The 20,782-nt window shown below is 75.2% G+C and carries 18 protein-coding genes and 1 pseudogene; 3 read left to right on the top strand and 16 right to left on the bottom strand.

The window, feature by feature from the left end; translation table 11 throughout:
- The first annotated feature begins 64 nt into the window (after nt 1-64).
- The 3 genes from ACFFHC_RS09340 to ACFFHC_RS09330 are packed head-to-tail and all read left to right on the top strand — an operon-like array spanning nt 65 to nt 2,572.
- On the top strand, nt 65-754 hold the full coding sequence (locus tag ACFFHC_RS09340; RefSeq protein ID WP_101849738.1) for a TIGR03085 family metal-binding protein: 690 nt from the start codon (nt 65-67) through the stop codon (nt 752-754).
- A gap of 16 nt (nt 755-770) precedes the next feature.
- Entirely contained in the window at nt 771-1,385 is a 615-nt protein-coding gene (locus ACFFHC_RS09335) for a nucleoside/nucleotide kinase family protein (protein ID WP_083323676.1), read from the top strand.
- Nucleotides 1,382-2,572 carry an FUSC family protein gene (locus ACFFHC_RS09330; protein ID WP_070705705.1) on the top strand — a complete coding sequence of 397 codons (1,191 nt, stop codon included), beginning with the start codon at nt 1,382-1,384 and terminating at the stop codon, nt 2,570-2,572. Before ACFFHC_RS09335 ends, ACFFHC_RS09330 begins: the two co-directional genes overlap by 4 nt.
- 32 nt (nt 2,573-2,604) lie before the next feature.
- Here the strand turns inward: ACFFHC_RS09330 and ACFFHC_RS09325 are convergent, their stop codons facing one another.
- The 16 genes and pseudogenes from ACFFHC_RS09325 to pyrR form a co-directional block, all read right to left on the bottom strand.
- On the bottom strand, nt 2,605-3,063 hold the full coding sequence (locus ACFFHC_RS09325; protein ID WP_141494099.1) for a PH domain-containing protein: 459 nt from the start codon (nt 3,061-3,063) through the stop codon (nt 2,605-2,607).
- Entirely contained in the window at nt 3,060-3,761 is a 702-nt protein-coding gene (rpe, locus tag ACFFHC_RS09320) for a ribulose-phosphate 3-epimerase (protein WP_379804886.1), read from the bottom strand. Before rpe ends, ACFFHC_RS09325 begins: the two co-directional genes overlap by 4 nt.
- Nucleotides 3,758-5,335, bottom strand: a complete 1,578-nt coding sequence (locus ACFFHC_RS09315; protein ID WP_379804883.1) for an RsmB/NOP family class I SAM-dependent RNA methyltransferase — start codon at nt 5,333-5,335, stop codon at nt 3,758-3,760. Before ACFFHC_RS09315 ends, rpe begins: the two co-directional genes overlap by 4 nt.
- On the bottom strand, nt 5,328-6,281 hold the full coding sequence (gene fmt / locus ACFFHC_RS09310) for a methionyl-tRNA formyltransferase (RefSeq protein ID WP_070704785.1): 954 nt from the start codon (nt 6,279-6,281) through the stop codon (nt 5,328-5,330). The genes ACFFHC_RS09315 and fmt overlap by 8 nt, the downstream gene beginning before the upstream one ends.
- Before the next feature lie 11 nt (nt 6,282-6,292).
- Nucleotides 6,293-8,380, bottom strand: coding sequence for a primosomal protein N' family DNA-binding protein (locus ACFFHC_RS09305; RefSeq protein ID WP_379804878.1), 2,088 nt, complete (start codon nt 8,378-8,380; stop codon nt 6,293-6,295).
- An 8-nt stretch (nt 8,381-8,388) separates the two neighbouring features.
- Nucleotides 8,389-9,606, bottom strand: a complete 1,218-nt coding sequence (gene metK / locus ACFFHC_RS09300; RefSeq protein WP_101849733.1) for a methionine adenosyltransferase — start codon at nt 9,604-9,606, stop codon at nt 8,389-8,391.
- A 99-nt stretch (nt 9,607-9,705) separates the two neighbouring features.
- Entirely contained in the window at nt 9,706-10,950 is a 1,245-nt protein-coding gene (gene coaBC, locus ACFFHC_RS09295; RefSeq protein WP_379804874.1) for a bifunctional phosphopantothenoylcysteine decarboxylase/phosphopantothenate--cysteine ligase CoaBC, read from the bottom strand.
- A 164-nt stretch (nt 10,951-11,114) separates the two neighbouring features.
- Nucleotides 11,115-11,354 (bottom strand): annotated as a pseudogene (rpoZ, locus tag ACFFHC_RS09290) (DNA-directed RNA polymerase subunit omega); the annotation flags it as partial.
- An 83-nt stretch (nt 11,355-11,437) separates the two neighbouring features.
- Nucleotides 11,438-12,037: a guanylate kinase gene (gene gmk / locus ACFFHC_RS09285; RefSeq protein ID WP_070705452.1), complete on the bottom strand. Its 600-nt coding sequence runs from the start codon at nt 12,035-12,037 to the stop codon at nt 11,438-11,440.
- Entirely contained in the window at nt 12,034-12,384 is a 351-nt protein-coding gene (mihF, locus tag ACFFHC_RS09280; protein ID WP_446685146.1) for an integration host factor, actinobacterial type, read from the bottom strand. Before mihF ends, gmk begins: the two co-directional genes overlap by 4 nt.
- A 29-nt stretch (nt 12,385-12,413) precedes the next feature.
- Nucleotides 12,414-13,262, bottom strand: coding sequence for an orotidine-5'-phosphate decarboxylase (pyrF, locus tag ACFFHC_RS09275; RefSeq protein WP_379804870.1), 849 nt, complete (start codon nt 13,260-13,262; stop codon nt 12,414-12,416).
- Nucleotides 13,259-16,594, bottom strand: a complete 3,336-nt coding sequence (gene carB, locus ACFFHC_RS09270; RefSeq protein ID WP_379804866.1) for a carbamoyl-phosphate synthase large subunit — start codon at nt 16,592-16,594, stop codon at nt 13,259-13,261. Before carB ends, pyrF begins: the two co-directional genes overlap by 4 nt.
- Nucleotides 16,594-17,847 carry a glutamine-hydrolyzing carbamoyl-phosphate synthase small subunit gene (carA, locus tag ACFFHC_RS09265; protein ID WP_070705379.1) on the bottom strand — a complete coding sequence of 418 codons (1,254 nt, stop codon included), beginning with the start codon at nt 17,845-17,847 and terminating at the stop codon, nt 16,594-16,596. Before carA ends, carB begins: the two co-directional genes overlap by 1 nt.
- A complete protein-coding gene (locus ACFFHC_RS09260) occupies nt 17,844-19,190 on the bottom strand; it encodes a dihydroorotase (RefSeq protein WP_379804861.1) in 1,347 nt (448 codons plus the stop codon). Before ACFFHC_RS09260 ends, carA begins: the two co-directional genes overlap by 4 nt.
- Complete coding sequence (locus tag ACFFHC_RS09255) at nt 19,187-20,137, bottom strand: aspartate carbamoyltransferase catalytic subunit (RefSeq protein ID WP_141494105.1); 951 nt, start codon at nt 20,135-20,137, stop codon at nt 19,187-19,189. Before ACFFHC_RS09255 ends, ACFFHC_RS09260 begins: the two co-directional genes overlap by 4 nt.
- On the bottom strand, nt 20,134-20,703 hold the full coding sequence (pyrR, locus tag ACFFHC_RS09250; RefSeq protein ID WP_379804857.1) for a bifunctional pyr operon transcriptional regulator/uracil phosphoribosyltransferase PyrR: 570 nt from the start codon (nt 20,701-20,703) through the stop codon (nt 20,134-20,136). Before pyrR ends, ACFFHC_RS09255 begins: the two co-directional genes overlap by 4 nt.
- Between the last annotated feature and the right edge of the window lie 79 nt (nt 20,704-20,782).

Below are 20,782 nucleotides of genomic sequence, written 5' to 3'. Positions count from 1 at the left end.
CCCTCCCAGCCGGCGCCCGGGCACCGTCCAGCAGGTTGTCGGTCGGCGGTGACAGGATGGCCGCATGGCTCCCACCGCGTCCGCGAACCCGTCCTCCGACACCCGCCCGAGCACCGCCGCCCTGGTGGAGCGCGAGCGTGCCGCCCTCGTGGCCACGCTGCGCTCGCTGGGCCCCGACGCCCCCACGCTCTGCGAGGGGTGGACCACCCGCGACATGCTCGCCCACATGGTGGTGCGAGAGCGCCGTCCCGACGTGCTGCCCGGCATCGGGCTGCCCGGCCCGGCCCGCTCCCACACCGCCGCGGTGCAGGACGAGTTCGCCGCCCGGGACTGGGGAACCCTGCTGGCCACCTTCTCCCGTGGGCCCGCACCGTGGATGCCCTTCGCCCTGCCCGGCGTGGGACCGGCCATCAACATCGCCGAGTACGTGGTGCACCACGAGGACGCGCGCCGCGCCACCCCGGGCTGGGAGCCCCGGGAGGACGCCGATCTCCAGCAGGCCGCCTGGGCCGCGGTCTCCCGGGCCGCGCGCCTGACCCACCGCAAGGCGCCGGTGGGCGTGGTGCTCGTGGCCCCCGGCACCGGGCGGGCCGCCGTGCGCCGTCCCCCGGCGGGGCGGAACACCGTGGTGGTGACCGGGGAGCCGGTGGAGCTGCTGCTCTTCTCCTTCGGCCGCGAGGACGCCGCCCGCGTGACCCTCGAGGGCGACCCGGCCGACGTGGCGGCCCTGCGCGCCCACCGGCGGGCCCTCTGAGGTGGGTGCCGACCCGGTGACCGCCGCGGCCGTCCGGGAGACCTGGGCGGCCGTGGCGCACCGGGTGGGTCGGGGGCGTCCGGTGCTCGTGGCCGTCGACGGACGCTCCGGCTCCGGCAAGACCACCTACGCGGCCCACCTCCGCGCCCACGCCGCCGAGCGGTTGGGCGTGCCCACCGACCACGTGGGGCTGGTGGCCGTGGAGGAGCTCTACCCCGGCTGGGAGGGGCTCACGGCGGCCCCCGCGCTGCTCGACTGGCACGTGCTGCGCCCCCTGCGGGAGGGCGCCACCGCGGTGACCTGGCCCCGCTGGGACTGGGCGGTCGAGCGGTACACCGCCCTGGGCCGGATGGATCTGCCGCCCACCGGTGTTGTGGTGGTGGAGGGTGTGGGCTGCTCGGCCCCACCGGCCCGTGGGGCCTACGACCACGTGGTCTGGCTGCAGGCCCCCGCCGATCTGCGGCGCACCGCGGTGGCACGGCGCGAGGACGCCACCAGCACCGCGCCCGGCACCCCACCATGGTGGCACGGCTGGGCCCGGGCCGAGGACCGGCTGCTGGCCGCCCACCCCCCGCACCACGACCAGCTCGTGGAGCGGTCAGGCGTCGACGAGGAGAGGAGCAGGGCGTGAGCGGAACGCCGGTCCGGCGGACGACCACCGGCAGCATCAGGGTGCAGGGCGAGGCCGCCCGGCAGCTCCGGGCCTTCGAACGTGCCCGGCGCTGGTCGGCCTCCGCCGCCCGTCGCCGCCGTGACCACCTCCAGGAGCGGATACTGCCCATCCTCCAGGCCTCGGCGGGTGCCGGCATCGCGTGGTGGGTGGCCCACCACGTGTTCGGTCACGAGGCCCCGATCTTCGCCGGCGTGGTGGCCGTGGTCTGCCTGGGCATGAACTTCGGGCAGCGCATCACCCGGGCCCTGGAGATCACCGCCGGCGCCGCCACCGGCATCTTCACCGGCGAGCTCATCCTCCACTTCCTGGGCGCGGGGGCGTGGCAGACCGCCCTCATCGCCATGCTCGCGATGGTGGCCGCCTCGGTCTGGGGAGCCGGCAGCCTGCTCACCATCCAGGCCGGCGTGCAGGGCGTGGTGGTGGCCACGGCCACCGTGCTGCCCGGTGGGGCGTTCTCCCGCTGGGTCGACGCCGTCATCGGCGGGCTGGTGGCCGTGGCCATCGCGGCCCTCAACCCGATGTCGCCGCTGCACAAGCCGCGCCGCGTGGCGCGCCGCCTCACCCGGGAGGTCTCCCGCCTGCTCGACCGCACCGCGCACGGCCTGAGCGAGCGCGACGAGAAGATCGTCGGCGAGGCGTTGCGCGACGCCCGCTACACCGACCGGCTCATCAGCGAGATGCGCAGTCAGGTGGAGGAGGGCTCGGCCATCGCCCACACCGTGCCCTGGCAGTGGCGCCGTCGCCGCGACCTGCGCGGCATGGACCGGCAGGTCACGGCACTGGACCGGCTGGTGCGCAACGCCCGCGTGCTGGTACGCCGCGCCGACGTGGCCATCCTCGAGGGGGAACCCGTCCCGCACGCCTACGTGGAGCTCGTGGCCGAGGCCGCCGACGTGGCCGCCCTGCTCGTCGACGCCCTGGACGACCCGGACTCGATGGGGTCGGTGCGCCTCGAACTCGGCGAGCTCGCCGAGCTGAGCAACCACCAGGCCGACGACCCCTCGCTGAGCGCCGAGGTGATCCGCGCCCAGGTGCGCTCCATCATCGTGGACATGTACATGGTCACCGGGCTGTCCTACGGCGAGGCACGGGTCCGCGTGCCCTCCCGCTACCGGGACCGCCACGCCGCCCGCGACGAGGACTGAGCCGCTCCGTCCGCAGCGCGGGCCTCCGCGCCTCAGCCGCGCAGCGCCTGGACGATGCCGGCCAGGCGGCTCGCCTCGGCCTGCGAGACGGCCTCCCCGTCAGCGGCCTGCACGGCCATGACGGCGAGGTCCTCCTGCCCACCGGTGCGCTGCAGGCGCACCCACGGGTCGCCGGGGGTGAAGACCACACCGCGCACCTCGGACCACTCGACGCGCTGCGTGGTGAAGAGGTTGCGCACGGTCATGCCCTGCCGGTCCGGCACCGCGCGGATCATCGCGTAGCGCCACAGGAAGGCCGCGATGCCCAGGCCGGCCAGCACGGTCATCGTGCGGTCCACCGGGGTGAACCCGGGCGCGAGCACGGCGATGGCGGTGAACATCACCACGAGTACCACCGCCGAGCCCATGGCCACCCACCGGCCGCGCCGGGGCACGAAGGGGCGCAGGGCGTCCGGGGTGGGCGCGGCGTCGGGCGCGGACCGGCGGCTCATCGGCCGCTCCCCGGCTCGCCGTCGCCCTGGCTGCGCGCCCCTCGCAGGGCACCCACCCGCAGGTCGGCGATGGCGCCGGCCACGTCGTCACCGCGGAACACGGCCGACCCGGCCACGAACACGTCGGCCCCGGCCGCGGCGGCGTCGACCACGGTGTCGACGTCCACGCCGCCGTCCACCTGGATCGCCAGGTCGAGCCCGGACTCCCCCACCGCCCGGCGCACCTCGCGCACCACCTCGAGCTGGTCGTGCATGAACGACTGCCCGCCGAAGCCGGGCTCCACGGTCATCACCAGCACCATGTCCAGCTCGGGCAGCAGGTCGGCGTAGTCCGCGAAGGGGGTGCCCGGCTTGAGCGCCATCGCGGCGCGGGAGCCGGCCGAGCGCAGGTCGCGCGCCAGCTGGCGGGGGTCGCGGCTGGCCTCCACGTGGAAGGTCACCGAGTGCGCGCCGGTCTCGGCGTAGCGCGGTCCCCACTGGTCCACCTCCTCGATCATGAGGTGCAGGTCCAGCGGCACCGGGGTCACCTTCTGCAGGGCCTCCACCACCGGCAGGCCGATGGTGAGGTTGGGCACGAAGTGGTTGTCCATGACGTCCACGTGGGCGGCGTCGGCGCTCACGATGCGCTGCAGCTCGGCCCCCAGCCGCGTGAAGTCGCTGGCCAGGATGCTGGGGTGGACGTGCAGGGGGCGGGTCATGAGGCCTCCGGGGTGCGGCGCAGCAGGGCGATGTACATGGCGTCGGTGCCGTGGACGTGCGGCCACAGCTGCACCGAGGTGGCACGGGCACCCTTGGCGCCGGCCGCCATCTCGAGCTCGGCGTCCGCCAGGGCGGGGGCCACCTCGCGCAGCACGGGCGCCACCTCCAGCAGCTCCACGTCGCCCCTGCGGGCCACCACGTCGTCCACCACCACCGAAGTCTCGGCCGGGTGGGGCGAGCAGGTCACGTAGGCCACCACGCCGCCGGGGCGCACCGCGTCGAGGGCTCCGCCGAGGAGCGCACGCTGCGTGGGGGCCAGCTGGGCCAGGTCGGCCGGTTGGCGGCGCCACCGGGCCTCCGGGCGGCGGCGCAGCGCCCCCAGCCCGGTGCACGGCACGTCCACCAGGACACGGTCGAAGGCGTCCCGGTGGGCGGTGGCGTACTCGGCGCCGTCGCCGACCACCACCTCCACCTCGGGCTGGTCGGCCTCGGGCACGTTCACCGGGTGCAGGGCACGCTCCACGAGATCGGCGCGGTGCTGGTGCACCTCGTTGGCCACGAGGCGTGCACCACGGCGGTGCGCGGTGGTGGCCAGCAGGGCAGCCTTGCCGCCGGGGCCGGCGCACAGGTCGAGCCAGGCGCCGGTGTCCTCACCGAGGGTGGGGGCGCCGGCCAGCGCGAGGGCGGCGAGCTGGGAGCCCTCGTCCTGCACACCGGCGCGGCCCTCCTCCACGGCACGGATCCCGCCGGGAGCGCCCTCGGTGAGGGTCACCGCGGTGGGCGCCCAGCGGCCGTCCTCCACCGTGGGCTGCTCGAGGAGCTCGTCGACCTCCACCCAGCCGGGTCGGGCCACCAGGGAGACCAGCGCCGGGGTGTTGTGGCTCTCCAGCAGCGCCTCCACCTCCTCGGCGGGGCGGCCGCGGTCGAGCAGGCCGGCCATGAGGGCACGCACCATCCACGTGGGGTGGGAGTGGCGGGCGGCGAGCAGGTCGGGACCGGACAGGCCCTCGGTGACCTCGTCCATCCACGCCTCGGCGTCCTTCTCGGTCATGCGGTGCATGGCAGCGTTCACCAGGCGGGCCGGGCCGGAGCCGTTGACCCACCGGGCCAGGGCCACGGTCTGGTCGGCCGCCGCGTGGGGAGGCACCCGCATCGAGAGGGCCTGGTGGGCGCCCAGCCGCAGGGTGCGCAGCAACTCGGGGTCCAGGCCCTCGACCTCGCGGCCCGTGGCCCTGGCGATGACCAGGTCGTAGAAGCCCTGCCTGCGCACCGTGCCGAAGGCCAGCTCGGTGGCGAACGCGGCGTCGCGGCCCGAGAGGCGGAAGCGGCGCATCACGTGGGGCAGCTCGAGGTTGGCGTAGGCCCCCTCGTCGACGCCCCCCAGCAGGTGCCAGGCGGCGGTGCGCGGGGCGTCGGCCTTGCGGGAGCGCTGCCGGGGGGCGTGGGCGCTGCGCCCGTGCTCGCCGCGGGGGCCGCCCTCGCGGCGCTGGCCCTGCGGGCCACCTCGCCGCTCGCCCCGGCGGTCGTCCCGGCGGGGCCCGCCCCGGGACCGGGTGTTCTCCTGCTCAGCCACCGAGGACCTCCTCATCGTCGAAACGGGCACCGCGTGCCCAGGCGTCGGCATCCATCTCCTGCTTGCCCGACGGTTGCACGCTGACGAGGCGCAGCGCGCCGGCCGCGGTGCCGACCAGCACCGCCCCCTCGCGCACGGTGATGCGGCCGGGCGCCAGGTCGGTCACGGCCGGGCCGGCTGCGGCACGCAGCACCTTGAGGCGGTTGCCCCGGAAGGTCGTCCACGCCCCCGGCGCCGGGGAGCACCCGGCCACGGTCCGCGCCACGGCGAACGCCGGGAGCGCGAAGTCGAGCTCCGCCTCCGCCACGGTCAGCTTGGGCGCACGCGAGACCCCCTCGGCCGGCTGGGCGATCGGCTGCAGCGAGCCGTCCACGAGGCCCAGGAGGCTCTGCGTGAGCAGCGGCGCCCCGGCGTGGGCCAGACGGTCCAGCAGGTCGCCGGCGGTGTCGGTGGGGCGCACGGCCTCGGTGAGCGTGCCCAGCACGGGGCCGGTGTCCATGCCCTCGTCGAGCACGAAGGTGGTGGCCCCGGTGATCTCGTCCCCGGCCATGAGCGCGCGCTGCACCGGCGCCGCCCCCCGCCAGGCGGGCAGCAGGCTGAAGTGCAGGTTCACCCAGCCGTGCGCGGGCACCTGCAGCACCGATGCCGGGAGCAGCGCGCCGTAGGCCACCACCCCGGCCACGTCCGGCGCCAGCTCGCGCAGGGCCGCCAGGGTGTCGTCCTCCCACGGCCGGTCGCTCTCCAGCACCGGCAGGCCGAGCTCGGTGGCCCGCTCCTTGACTGGGCTGGGGCGCACCTTGCGGCCGCGCCCCACGCGGGCGTCGGGCCGGGTCAGCACCCCCACCACCTCGGGTCGGTCGGGTCCGTCCGCTGCCCGGCCGGCGGCCACGAGGTGGTCCAGGGCGGGCAGGGCGACGTCCGGGGTTCCGGCGAAGAGGATGCGCACGAGGAGCAAGTCTACGGAGCCACCCAGTCCTCCGGGTCGACGGTCATCACCAGCTGTCCCGTGGCGCGGCGCGCGGACCGGTGGGCGCGCAGGTCGTGGGCCGTGCGGGCCAGCTCGGCGTGGTGCGCCCACGGCACGCGCACCCAGGCCTGGGCGGCCTGCTCGGGGTCGAGGTCGTCCCACCGGCTGGGCAGGGCCGCGGCACCCACCGGCACCGGCCCCACCACCTCGGCGGCGTCCAGAGCGGCGGTGAACTCCTGCAGGGACCCCTCGACGTCCCGCCGGTGCCCCACCAGGTGCACCAGCGAGACCGCGGGCGGCAGGTGCGCCTGGGTCCGTTCGGCCAGCAGGCGGCGGGCGTACCAGACCGGGTCGCGCCGCACCATGGCCTCCACGGCGTCGATGCCGGCGTGGGCGGGCACGCCGCACAGCACGATGCCGGGCCCGTCCGGGCGCACCGAGGCCGTGCCGGAGACCCACCGCCGCAGGGCCTGCGCCTCGGCATCGGCCACCGGCAGCTCCAGGGTCACCGCACCGTCCAGCACCAGGGCCGCCGCCCACCCGGCCTCGGGGCGGGGCTCCACGCCCGGCGTGGCGATGACCAGCGCCGGCTCGGGCCCCACCGTGGCCACGCGGGAGGCGGCGGTGCTCGTCACCACCCGCACCCCGGGGAAGGCGCGGCCCAGCTCGTGGGCGGTGCGCTCCGTGCCCGGCGCGGCAGGACGCCACCGCTGGCCCCCGCACCGGGTGCAGGCCCAGTGACGGGGCGCCTCGCCGCAGGTGCCGCACTGCGGTGGCTGCCCCGCGCCCGGCTGCACCAGGTGCCCGGGGCACAGGTGGCAGGCGGCCGCGGTGCCGCACTCCCGGCAGCGGACCGCCCCCGACCACCCGGTGCGTGGCACCTGCACGAGCACCGGCCCGTGCTGCAGGGCACGCTGGGCGGCCTGCCAGGCCACCGAGGGGATCCGCGCCCGCCGGGCCGCGGCGTCGCGCTCCTGGTCCACCCCCTCGCCGGCCACGTGGACCCGCGCCGCGGCCCGGGCGGTCCCCGCAGCCGGCGCGAGGTCGGCCATCCGCCCGGACTCCACCCAGGACTGCACGCGGGCGGTGCGCGTGGGCCCGGCCGAGACCAGCGCGGCGCCCTCGATGCGGGCGCGCGCGGCGGCCACCTCCCGCACGTGCGGGCGGGGCGTGCGCGGCTCGGACCAGGACCCGTCACCGTCGTCCCACCAGGCCACCACCCCGAGGTCGGCCACCGGGGCGAAGGCCGCCGACCGCGTACCCACCACCAGGCGGGCGTGCCCCAGCAGCACCCGCACCCAAGCGGCGTAGCGCGCCCGCGGACCCTGCGAGGCGGTGAGCCCCACCAGCCCTCCCAGCACGGCCTCGGAGCGGGTGCCGGCGAGGTCGAGCACGGTCTGCACGTCGGCGTCGTCGGGCACCAGCAGGAGGGCGCCCCGCCCGGAGGCCGCCGCGGCCACCGCGAGGTCGAGCAGCCCGTGCGCCCAGTGGCGCGCGGGGTCGCCCCCGTCGGGCGTGGCCACCCAGGCGGCGGCCGGGTGCTCCCCTGCCGCGATGCGGGCCAGCAGCGCCCCGGCGGCCGGCACGCCGGTCCACACCGGTCCCGGGGTCGGGGCGACGGGCCGCTCGGCGGGCCCCGGCTCCCCCAGGGCGAGGGCGGCCCTCTCCTCGGTGGCGTGGCGCGCCGGGACGGCCAGGCGCACCACGTCGGCCACGGTGCCGCCGTAGTGGGCCGCGACGGCCGCACAGGTGGCGTGCAGGGCGGGCGTGAGCACGGGCAGCGGCGAGACCACCGAGCGCAGGGGCGAGAGCTGGCCGGGGTGGTCGCTGGCGGTCAGGCGCTCGGTGATCCACCCGTCCTCGGTCCGCCCGGCCAGGGTGACGGTCACTCGCGCGCCGGGCACCGCGTCGTCGTCGAGGTCGGCCGGCACCACGTAGTCGAACGGCCGGTCCAGGTGCGGCAGGCCGCCGGAGACCAGCACCCGGGCCACCGGGTGCGAGGCGGCCAGCTCCCCCACCCCCGGCGGGGCCGTGCGCTGCACGGCCAGGCCGGGGACCGGGAGCAGGCCCTCCTCCACGGCGCCGCTCAGGCGTGCGCCAGGCGCTGCAGCGCCTCCACCCGGTCGGTGCGCTCCCACGGGAAGGCGCGGGCCACGCCGCTGGCGGTGGTCCGGCCGAAGTGCCCGTAGGCCGAGGTGGGCAGGTAGATCGGGCGCTTGAGGCCCAGCGCGTCCACGATGGCCGCCGGGCGCAGGTCGAAGACCTCGTCGATGGCGTGCTCGATGCGCTCCACCGGCACGGTGTGGGTGCCGAAGGTCTCCACGTAGAGGCCGACCGGGCGCGCGGCACCGATGGCGTAGGCCACCTGGATCTCGCAGCGCGCGGCCAGCCCCGCGGCCACCACGTTCTTGGCCACCCACCGCATCGCGTAGGCGGCGGAGCGGTCCACCTTCGACGGGTCCTTGCCGGAGAAGGCGCCACCGCCGTGGCGGGCCATGCCGCCGTAGGTGTCCACGATGATCTTGCGCCCGGTGAGCCCGGCATCGCCCATGGGCCCACCGATGGTGAAGATGCCCGTCGGGTTGATGAGCTGGCGGGTGCTGCTCGTGTCGAGCTCCACACCCGACTCGGCGAGGTTCTCCAGCACCGGCCCGATGACGTGCTCCCGCAGGTCGGGGGTGAGCAGCGCCTCCAGCGGCACCCCCGGGGCGTGCTGCGTGGAGAGCACGATGGTGTCGAGCCGCGCCGGGCGGTCACCGTCGTACTCGACGGTCACCTGGGTCTTGCCGTCGGGGCGCAGGTAGTCCAGCGTGCCGTCCTGCCGCACCTGGGCCAGGCGCTTGCTCAGCCGGTGGGCCAACGAGATGGGCAGCGGCAGCAGCTCGGGGGTGTCGTCGCTGGCGTACCCGAACATCAGCCCCTGGTCACCGGCGCCCTGCCGGTCGTACTTCTCCGAGGCGCCCTCCCGGGCCTCGAAGGAGTCGTCCACGCCGGCGGCGATGTCGACGCTCTGGTCGCCGATGCTCACCTCGACGCCGCAGGTGCGTCCGTCGAAGCCCTTCTCGGAGCTGTCGTAGCCGATCTTGATGATGGTGTCGCGCACCACCCGCGGGATGTCCACGTACCCCGAGGTGCGCACCTCGCCGGCCACATGCACCAGCCCGGTGGTGACCATGGTCTCCACGGCCACCCGCGCGTCCGGGTCCTGCCGCAGCATCTCGTCCAGGATCGCATCGCTGATCTGGTCGCAGATCTTGTCGGGGTGTCCCTCGGTGACGGACTCGGACGAGAAGAGACGTGCCATGGGTGCTCCTTGTGCAGCGGCTGCTGTCTGACGGGTGCGCCGGGTTGACGCGGGCGACAGCCTAGACCCCTCCACCGACGACCTCGGCCCGGCTGCAGCTCAGCCCAGCAGGGGCGTCACGGCCTCGCACACCGCCCGGGCGGCCTCGTCCTTGGACACCGGGCCCACCGCGCGCACCGGGCCGTCGGGGGTGAGCAGGTGCACCGTCGTGTCCTCCTGCCCGAAGACCACGCCCAGGCCCACCTCGTTGGCCACGAGGAGGTCCACGCCCTTGCGGGCCAGCTTGGCGCGCGCGTGGTCGAGCACCGAGCCGTGCTCGTCGCCAGTCTCCGCGGCGAAGCCGACCACCACCTGCCGTCGCTCCTGCGGGTGCTGCGCGGCCTCGGCGTCGCGGCGGCGCACGGCCCCGGCGAGCACGTCGGGCGTCCGCTCGAGCTCCAGGGTGAGCCCGGCACCGTCGTCCTGCTTCTTGATCTTGGTGGTCGCCACCTGCGCGGGCCGGTAGTCGGCCACGGCGGCGGCCATGACCAGCAGGTCCGCCCCGGCCTCGTGGAACTCCCGCCCCACGGCGGCCTCGAGGTCGGCGGCGCTCGGCGTGTCCACCACCCGCACCCCCTCCGGCGCCGGCACCTCGACCGCCGCCTGCAGCACGGTCACCTCGGCGCCCAGGTCGCGTGCGGCGCGGGCCACGGCCATCCCCATGCGCCCCGAGGAGGCGTTGCCCAGGAAGCGCACCGGGTCCAGGGCCTCCCGGGTCCCGCCGGCGCTCACCACCACGCGGCGACCAGCCCACGGCAGCTCACCGGAGCCCGCGTCCGCGGCCCCCACCTGCGCCAGCGCCTCGGCGTGGATCACCTCGGGGTCCGGCAGGCGGCCGGGGCCGGTGTCGCTGCCGGTCAGGCGCCCGCTCGCGGGCTCGATGACGTGCACGCCCCGGGAGCGCAGCGTGGCCACGTTCGCCTGCGTGGCCGGGTGCTGCCACATCTCGGTGTGCATGGCCGGGGCCACCACCACCGGGCAGGTGGCCGTGACCAGCGTGGTGGTCAGCAGGTCGTCGGCCATGCCGGCGGCCATCCGGGCCAGCAGGTCGGCGGTCGCGGGGGCCACCACCACGAGCTCGGCCTCCTTGCCCACGCGCACGTGCTGCACCGACGGCACGTCGGTGAACACGTCGGTGGCCACGGGGTGCCCGGAGAGGGCCTCCCAGGTGGGGGCGCCCACGAAGCGCAGCGCCGCCGCCGTGGGCAGTACGCGCACGTCGTGCCCGCCCTCGGTGAACAGGCGGCACAGGCTCGCGGCCTTGTAGGCGGCGATGCCGCCGGCGACCCCCAGGACGACGCGCATCAGGCCTCGTCGGTGCCGTCCGCGTCCTGCGTGCCCTCGACCACGTCGACGGACTCGGCCGGGGCCACCTCGTCGGTGGAGTCGGCGACCGCGGTGATCTCCTCGGGCTCCTCGGACACCCCGTCCTCGCCCAGCTCGGGCACGTCAGTGCGCACGGTGCGGACCAGCTTGTCGGCGTTGATCTCCTTGAGCGCCACCGAGAGCGGCTTGTCGGAGGCCTCGGCCTCCACCAGCGGGCCCACGTACTCCAGCAGGCCCTCCTTGAGCTGTGCGTAGTAGGCGTTGATCTGGCGGGCGCGCTTGGCCGAGTAGATGACCAGGGCGTACTTGGAGTCGACGTGCTTGAGCAGGTCGTCGATGGGCGGGTTGGTCACGCCGATGGGGGCGGCCTTGGTGCCGGACATGGATCCTCCTTGGATCGGGGCGGTGGTGGCGACGGGGTCGTCGCACGGGCCTCCCGGCGGGCGGGAGGCGGGTCGGCGGGTGGTCAGGGGACCCGGCGGTCGGCGGGGACCGGCGGCGGGTCGAGGAGCAAGTCTACGAGGTCGGCACCGGCACGCTCGACGGACTCGTTGACGATGCTGACGTCGAACCAGTCCCGGGCGGCCAGCTCGCGCTCGGCGGTGGCCAGGCGGCGCTCCCGCTCCTCGGCGTCCTCGGTGCCCCGGCCCACGAGGCGGCGCACCAGCTCGTCCCAGCTCGGCGGGGCGAGGAAGACGAAGAGAGCGTCCGGCATCGCCTCACGCACCTGGCGGGCCCCCTGGAGGTCGATCTCCAGCAGCGCGGGACGGCCCTGCTCCAACGCGCTCTCCACCGGGTCGCGCGGGGTGCCGTAGGAGTGCACCCCGTGCACGACGGCGTGCTCGAGCATCCGCCCGTCCTCGACCATCCGCGAGAACTCCTGTGGGGTCACGAAGTGGTAGGTGGAGCCGTCCACCTCGCCGGGCCGGGGGTCGCGGGTGGTCGCGGACACCGACACCCACACCTCGGGGTGGTGCTCACGGACCCACTGGCAGACGGTCCCCTTGCCCACCGCCGTGGGGCCGGCCAGCACCACGAGGCGCCGCTGGGGCGCGTCGGCGGTCACCGCGCCACCGCCGCGAAGCGGTCGCTGAGCCGGGCCACCTGGTGCACGCCCAGGCCGCGCAGCCGGCGCGAGGGGGCGATGCCCAGCTCGGCCAGCACCTGACCGGCACGCACCGGGCCGATGCCGGGCAGGCACTCCAGCAGCACCGACACCCGGATCTTGGCCACGGCCTCGTCGTGCTCGGCGGCCTGCAGCACCTCCCCGATGCTCAGGGCACCCCGGGCTACGGCCGCCTTGACCTCGGCCCGCCGGTGGCGGGCGGCGACGGCGGCGTCCAGAGCGGCCCGACGCTGGTCGGCCGTGAGGTCGGGAAGGGTCACGTGCTGCTCCTGCTCTGCGGGGGACACCGCAGGGTACCGGTGGTGCACGGTGGCCCTCAACGCCCCGGCCCCTCCCCCGCCGTGAGCTCCCGCTGCCAGCCCTCGACGGCCTGCACGAGCGTCTCGGCCGAGCCGGCGTGACGGAGCAGGTCACGGCTCACCGAGGCCAGCACGCGGTTGGACTCGTCACCGAACACGCCACGCAGGTCGGCGGCCGAGCCGCCCTGCGCGCCGAAGCCCGGGGCCAGCAGGGGCGCCCTACCGCCGGCCAGCGGCAGGGTCTCCAGCGCGTCGCGCACGGTGATGCCCACCACGAGGCCCACGTCGCCCTCGAACTGCTCGGCCCACCGGGCCACCCCGGCGGCCACCGTCAGGCCGTCATCGCGACGCGCGCCCTGGAGCCGGCCGGCCTCCGGGTTGGAGGTGCGGCAGAGCACGAACGCCCCGGCACCGTCGGCCCGGGCGGCCTCGACCACGCCGCGCAGGGCGTCCTCGCCCAGGTAGGGGCTGAGGGTCACCGCGTCGCAGCGCAGCGGGGCGCCCTCGCCGAACCAGGCCCGGGCGTAGGCGGCGTTGGTGCTGCCGATGTCGCCGCGTTTGGCGTCGAGCAGCACCAGCGCGCCGGCCTCCCGCAGCGCCGCCATCGTGTCCTCGAGCACCGCGATGCCGCGGGAGCCGAAGGCCTCGAAGAAGGAGACCTGGGGCTTCACCACGGCCACCCGGCCCGCGAACGCCGCGACGCACCGCTCGGCGAAGGTGGCCAGGCCCGCCGGGTCCACCCCGAGGCCGAGGTCGCGCAGCAGGCTCGGGTGCGGGTCGATGCCGGCGCACAGTCTCCCGTGCGCGGCCACGGCCTGCCGCAGCCGGGCCCCGAGGCCCGGCCCGGCGGGCGCGCCCGCGCTCACGCCCCGCTCCCGGCCGGCCCGCGCCCCACCAGGTCCAGCGCGACGGCGTGCGCCTGCAGCGGCTTCACGCCGAAGTCCGCGGTCTGCAGCGACTCGATGGCCTGCACCGCGGCGCCCAACTGCTGCACCGTGGTGATGATCGGCACACCCGCCGAGGCCGTGGCGGCCCGGATCTCGTAGCCGTCGGCCCGGGCGTCGCGGCCCGACGGGGTGTTGACCACCATCGCCACCTCACCGGAGGTGATCTGGTCCACGACGGTGGGCTCGCCGTCGGGCCCCCGGCCCTCGCTGCGCTTGCGCACCACCTGGGCCTCCACCCCGTTGCGGCGCAGCACCTCCACGGTGCCGGAGGTGCCCACGAGCGTGAACCCGAGGTCCGCCAGCCGCTTGACCGGGAAGATCATGCCGCGCTTGTCACGGTTGGCCACCGAGACGAACACGGTGCCGCTCGTCGGCAGCGGGGTGGTCTTGCCCATCTCCGCCTTGGCGAAGGCCGCGCCGAAGCTCGTGTCGACGCCCATCGCCTCGCCGGTGGAGCGCATCTCCGGGCCGAGCAGGCTGTCCACCACCTGGCCCTCGCGGGTGCGGAAGCGCTTGAAGGGCAGCACCGCGGCCTTCACCGACACCGGGGAGTCCACCGGCAGCGATCCGCCGTCCAGGTGCTCCGGCAGCAGGCCCTGCTCGGTGAGCGAGGCGATGCTCTCCCCCATCATGATGCGGGAGGCGGCGCGGGCCAGCGGCACGCCGGTGGCCTTGGAGACGAACGGCACCGTGCGGCTGGCGCGCGGGTTGGCCTCGAGGACGTACAGCACACCCTGGGCGAGGGCGAACTGCACGTTGAGCAGGCCCCGCACCCCGATGCCCTCCGCCAGGGCCCGCGTGGCCTCGCGCACCCGGTCGAGCTCCTCGGTGCCCAGGGTCACCGGCGGGATGACGCAGGCCGAGTCGCCGGAGTGGATACCGGCCTCCTCGATGTGCTCCATGACGCCGCCGAGGTACATGTCGGTGCCGTCGTAGAGCGCGTCCACGTCGATCTCGACGGCCTCGTCGAGGAAGCGGTCCACGAGGATCGGCTTGTCCGGGGTCACCAGCGCGGCGCGCTGCACGTAGTCGGTCAGCGACTCGTCGTCGTACACGATCTCCATGCCACGGCCGCCGAGCACGTAGCTCGGGCGCACCAGCACCGGGTAGCCGATCTCGCGGGAGATCTCCACGGCCTCCTCGGCGGAGAAGGCGGTACCGAAGCGTGGGGCGGCCAGGCCGGCCTCGGCCAGCACGCGACCGAAGTGCCCGCGGTCCTCGGCCCGGTCGATGGCCTCCGGGGAGGTGCCCACGATGGGCAGGCCGGCGTCGGCCAGCTCCTGGGCCAGGCCGAGCGGCGTCTGCCCCCCGAGCTGCACGATGACGCCCGCCACGGGACCGGCTGTGAGCTCGGCGTGGTAGACCTCCAGCACGTCCTCGAGGGTCAGCGGCTCGAAGTAGAGCCGGCTCGAGGTGTCGTAGTCGGTGGAGACGGTCTCCGGGTTGCAGTTGACCATCACCGTGTCGTAGCCGGCCTCGCGCAGGGCGAAGCTGGCGTGCACGCACGAGTAGTCGAACTCCACGCCCTGCCCGATGCGGTTGGGCCCGGAGCCGAGGATGAGCACGGCCGGGTTCTCGCGCGGGGCCACCTCGGTCTCGGCGTCGTAGCTCGAGTAGTGGTACGGCGTCCGGGCGTCGAACTCCGCCGCGCAGGTGTCCACCGTCTTGTAGACCGGGCGGATGCCCAGCGCGTGGCGCACCCCGCGCAGCACCGCCTCGTCCATGCCCAGCAGGGCGGCCAGCTGGGCGTCGCTGAACCCGTGGCGCTTGGCGTGGGCCAGCACCTCCGGGCGCAGGCGGCCGTTGCGGGCCACGTCGGCGGCGATGGCGTCGGCGGCGTCGTTGAGCAGCGCCACCTGGTCGAGGAACCACGGGTCGATGCCGGTGACCTCGTGCAGCGTCTCCACGCTCGCCCCGCCCCACAGGGCGCGCTGCACCTGGCGCAGGCGCCCGTCGGTGGGGGTGCCCACGGTCGCCAGCAGCTGCTCGAGCTCCTCGGCGTCCGGGCGGTCCTCGGGAGTCCAGTCGAAGGACGAGCCCTTGGCCTCGGTGGAGCGCAGCGCCTTCTGCAGGGCCTCGGTGAAGTTGCGGCCGATCGCCATCGCCTCGCCCACGGACTTCATCGTCGTGGTGAGCTCGGGGTCGGCGGCCGGGAACTTCTCGAAGGCGAAGCGGGGCACCTTGACCACCACGTAGTCCAGGGTGGGCTCGAAGGACGCCGGCGTGGAACCGGTGATGTCGTTGGGCACCTCGTCGAGCGTGTACCCGATGGCCATCTTGGCCGCGATCTTGGCGATCGGGAAGCCGGTGGCCTTGGACGCCAGCGCCGAGGAGCGGCTCACGCGCGGGTTCATCTCGATGACGATGACGCGCCCGTCCTCGGGGTTCACCGCGAACTGGATGTTGCAGCCGCCGGTGTCCACGCCCACCTCGCGGATGACGGCGATGGCCACGTCGCGCAACTTCTGGTACTCGCGGTCGGTGAGGGTCAGGGCCGGCGCCACGGTGATCGAGTCACCGGTGTGCACGCCCATCGGGTCGAGGTTCTCGATGGAGCACACGACCACCACGTTGTCCGCGCGGTCGCGCATCACCTCGAGCTCGTACTCCTTCCACCCGAGGATCGACTCCTCGATGAGCACCTCGGTGGTCGGCGAGTCGCGCAGGCCGGCCTCGCCCATGCGGCGCAGCTCGGCCTCGTCGTGGGCGAAGCCGGAGCCCAGACCGCCCATGGTGAACGAGGGGCGCAGGACCAGCGGGTAGCCCATCTCGTCGGCGGCGGCCATGATCTCGTCCATCGTGTGGCAGATCACCGAGCGGGCCACGTCGGCGCCGCAGCGCTCCACCACGCCCTTGAACAGCTGGCGGTCCTCGCCCAGCTGGATGGCCTCCACGTTGGCACCGATGAGGGGGCAGTCGTACTTCTCCAGCACGCCCGCTTCGTGCAGGGCGATGGCGCAGTTCAGGGCCGTCTGCCCGCCGAGGGTGGCCAGCACGGCGTCGGGGCGCTCGGCGGCGATGATGCGCTCCACCACCTCGGGGGTGATGGGCTCCACGTAGGTGGCGTCGGCGAACTCCGGGTCGGTCATGATCGTGGCCGGGTTGGAGTTGATGAGGACCACGCGCAGGCCCTCCTCCTTGAGCACGCGGCAGGCCTGCGTGCCGGAGTAGTCGAACTCGCACGCCTGGCCGATGACGATCGGGCCGGAGCCGATGACCAGGACGGACCGGATGTCGGGATTGCGGGGCATCAGCGCACCTCTCCTGCGGGGGTGGACGGGGCGGCCGCGGCGCCGAGCCGCGCGGTCTGCGCGCTGCGGTCGGCGGGGCGGCGGGTGGTCATGAGCTCCACGAAGCGGTCGAACAGGTACTCGCTGTCGTGGGGGCCGGCGGCGGCCTCGGGGTGGTACTGCACGGAGAAGGCCGGGCGGTCGAGCATCTCCAGCCCCTCCACCACCTGGTCGTTGAGCCCCACGTGGGAGACCCACACCCGGCCCCAGTCCTCGCGGTGCGGCACGGTGACCGCGGCGTCCAGCGGGGCGTCCACGGCGAACCCGTGGTTCTGGGCGGTGATCTCCACCTTGCCGGTGGTGCGGTCCATCACCGGCTGGTTGATGCCGCGGTGGCCGAAGTCCAGCTTGTAGGTGCCGAAGCCCAGGGCCCGGCCGAGCAGCTGGTTGCCGAAGCAGATGCCGAAGAAGGGCACCTCGGCCTCCAGGACGCCGCGCAGCAGCTCCACGGCGGTGTCGGCGGTGGCCGGGTCGCCCGGCCCGTTGGAGAAGAACACCCCGTCGGGGCCGGACTGCGCGGTGACGCCCGGCACGGCGAGCACGTCCGAGAGCGTGGAGCTGGCCGGCAGCACGTGCACCTCGATGCCGCGGGCGGCCAGCAGCCGCGGGGTGTTGCTCTTGATGCCGAGGTCCACGGCGGCCACGGTGAACCGGTGCTCCCCCACGGCCGGCACCACCACGGGGGTGGGCGTGGAGACGGTGCTGGCCAGCTCGCGGCCGGCCATCGCCGGGGCGGAGCACACCTCGGCCACGAGGTCCTGGACCGGGCGGCCGGCGGCCTCCCCGGTGAACACGCCGGCCCGCATCGCGCCGCGGGTGCGCAGGTGGCGGGTCAGGGCGCGGGTGTCGACCCCGGCCAGACCGACCACGCCCTGGCGCTCGAGCTCGTCCTCCAGGGTGCGCTGGCTGCGCCAGTTGCTCGGGCGCAGGGCCGGGTCGCGCACCACGAGGCCCTCCACGAAGATACGGCGGGACTCGTCGTCCTCGTCGTTCCAGCCGGTGTTGCCCACGTGCGGCGCCGTGAGGGCCACGATCTGCCCGGCGAAGCTCGGGTCGGTGAGGGTCTCCTGGTAGCCGGTCATGCCGGTGGTGAAGACGATCTCGCCCAGCGTGGTACCGCGGGTGCCCCAGGCGTGGCCGGCGAAGGTCTCGCCGTCCTCCAGGACGAGCAGGCCGGGTTCGGGGGTGAAACGGTCCGTGGGTGCGGCGCTCATGCGCGGTCCTCCTGGGTGTGGGCGGGCAGGTCGGGCAGCAGGGAGTGGGTGGGGCGACCGGCGCGCAGGGTGGCCTGCACCACGCCGTGCAGCTGGCGGCCGTGCCACGGGTTGTTCCGGGAGCGGGACAGCGACGCGTCGCGGTCCACGGTCCACACGGCCGAGGGGTCGAACAGCGTGAGGTGCGCCGGGGCGCCCACGACGAGCCCCTGGCCCTGCCGGCGCTCCCCCTCCAGCTCGTCCAGCCGCGCGATGCGGGCCGGCGCACTGGACATCACGCGGGCCACGTCGGCCCAGTCCAGCAGGCCGCTGCGCACCATCACCTCGTGCACCACCGGCAGGGCGGTCTCCAGGCCGAGCATGCCGAAGGCGGCGTCGACGAAGGCGTGCTCCTTGTCGTGCGTGGCGTGCGGGGCGTGGTCAGTGGCCACGGCGTCGATGGTCCCGTCGGCCAGGGCCTCGCGCAGCGCCTGCACGTGCTCGTCGGGGCGCAGCGGAGGGTTCACCTTGAAGACCGGGTCGAAGCCGGTGAGCAGGTCGGTGGTCAGCGCCAGGTGGTGGGGGGTCACCTCGGCGGTCATGCGGATGCCCTGGGACTTGGCCCAGCGGACCACGTCCACCCCGCCGGCCGTCGTCACGTGGGCGACGTGCACGCGGCCGCCGGTGTGCTTGGCCAGCATCGCGTCACGGGCGATGACGGTCTCCTCGGCCACCTGCGGCCAGCCGGGCAGCCCGAGGCGCCCGGAGACCTCACCCTCGTGGCAGCAGGCCGTGCCGTCGGCCAGGCGCGGGTCCTGGCTGTGCTGGCTGATGACGCCGTCCACCCCGCGCAGGTACTCCAGCGCGCGGCGCATCAGGCGCGCGTCGTGCACGCACTTGCCGTCGTCGCTGAAGACACGGACGCGGGCCACGGAGCGGGCCATGAGCCCCAGCTCGGCGAGCTCCTCGCCGGCGAGCCGCTTGCTCACGGCGCCCACCGGGTGCACGTCCACCAGCCCGGCACGGCGGCCCAGGTCGGCCACGTGCTCGGCCTTCTCGGCGGTGTCGGTGACGGGGTTGGTGTTGGCCATGGCCAGCACGGCCGTGAACCCGCCGGCGGCCGCGGCGCGCGAGCCGGTCTCCACCGTCTCGGCGTCCTCGCGACCGGGCTCGCGCAGGTGCACGTGCAGGTCAACCAGCCCGGGCAGCGCCACCAGGCCGGAGGCGTCCACGCGCTGGGTCCCAGCGGGCGCCTGCTCGGCGGCGCCGGCCCCCGCGGCGGCGAGCACGCCGTCCACCAGCAGGAGGTCGCCGACGCCCGCGCCGGCCAGGTCCGCGCCCTGGATGAGTCGAGCGGTGGTCATGCGTTCTCTCCGTCCGTTCCGTTGAGCAGGTGGTCGAGCACCGCCATGCGCACGGCCACGCCGGCGCTCACCTGGTCGAGCACGCGGGAGCGCGCGTCGTCGGCGGCCTCGGGGCTGATCTCCAGGCCGCGGTTGAGCGGGCCGGGGTGGCAGATCACCGCGTGGGCCGGCAGGGCGGCCAGGCGGTCGCGGGTGAGGCCGTTGACCACCGTGTACTCGCGCGGCGTGGGGAAGAACCCGCCGGCCATGCGCTCGGACTGCACGCGCAGCATCATCACCGCGTCCACCGTCGGCAGCACCGCGTCGATGTCGTGGCTCACGGTGAATCCCTCGGCCTGCGCCCGGGCGTGGATGCCGCTGGGCAGCAGGGTGGGCGGCGAGACCACGGTGACGCGCGCCCCCAGGGTGCGCAGCGTGGCGAGGTTGGAGCGCGCCACGCGGGAGTGCGTGATGTCCCCGACGATCGCCACGTGGCGGCCCTCCAGGTCACCCAGCGCGCGGCGCAGGGTGAACGCGTCCAGGAGCGCCTGCGTGGGGTGCTGGTGGGTGCCGTCGCCGGCGTTCACCACCGCGGTGCGCCGGCCGCGCTCGTCGAGCCAGCCGGCGATCTGCTGCGGCGCCCCGGAGGCCGGGTGGCGCACCACGAGGGCGTCCACCCCCATCGCGGCGATGGTGCTCACGGTGTCGCGCAGCGACTCCCCCTTGCTCACCGAGGAGCCCTTGGCCGCGATGTTGATCGTGTCGGCGCCCAGCCACTTGCCGGCGATCTCGAAGGACGAGCGGGTGCGGGTGGAGTCCTCGAAGAACAGGTTGATGACGGTGCGACCGCGCAGGTCGTCCCGCTTCTTGACCGGGGCGGACTGCAGGGCCATGTGGCCCTCGGCCGCGTCGAGCAGCGCGGTGGTCTGCTCCAGGGTCAGGTCGTCGGTGCTCAGCAGGTGCTTCATCGGGCCTCCCTGGCCAGACGGATGATCTCGACGGCATCGAGGCCGTCCGGGTCGGCCAGGCGGACCTGGACGCGTTCGTCGGCCGCGCTGGGCAGGTTCTTGCCCACGTGGTCGGCACGGATGGGCAGCTCGCGGTGGCCCCGGTCCACCAGCACGGCCAGCCGGATGGCGCGGGGGCGCCCGGCGGCGGAGACGGCGTCCATGGCGGCGCGGACGGTGCGGCCGGTGTGGAGCACGTCGTCCACGAGCACCACGACGCGGTCGGTCACGTCGACCGGCAGCGCGGTGGGGGGCTCGGCGGGCGCGGCCGGGGTGGGACCGCCCGGCTCGCGGTCGTCGCGGTGGCCGGCGGGGTCGACCGCGCCGCAGGGCACGTCGACGCCCTCGATGGCGCGGACGGCATCAGCCAGGCGACGGGCCAGCGGCAGACCGCGGGTGGGGATGCCGAGCAGGACGAGGTCACCGGCGCCGTCGTTGCGCTCCAGCACCTCGTGGGCCATCCGGCGGATGGCGCGGGTGATGTCCTGGTCGTCCAGGACCGTACGCACAGTGGGGGTGTGCCCCATCGTGACCTCCTTGCCTGCCTCACGGGACAGTCGCTTAAAGGATGTCGGACGCCGCCCAGCCTAGGCCACGGGCGGCGGG

The sequence above is a fragment of the Kytococcus schroeteri genome (genome assembly GCF_042433515.1).
GTDB classification, from domain to species: Bacteria; Actinomycetota; Actinomycetes; order Actinomycetales; family Dermatophilaceae; genus Kytococcus; species Kytococcus schroeteri.
The sequence above is the reverse complement of the archived record's forward strand: the minus strand, read 5'-3'. Positions and strand labels throughout refer to the sequence as shown.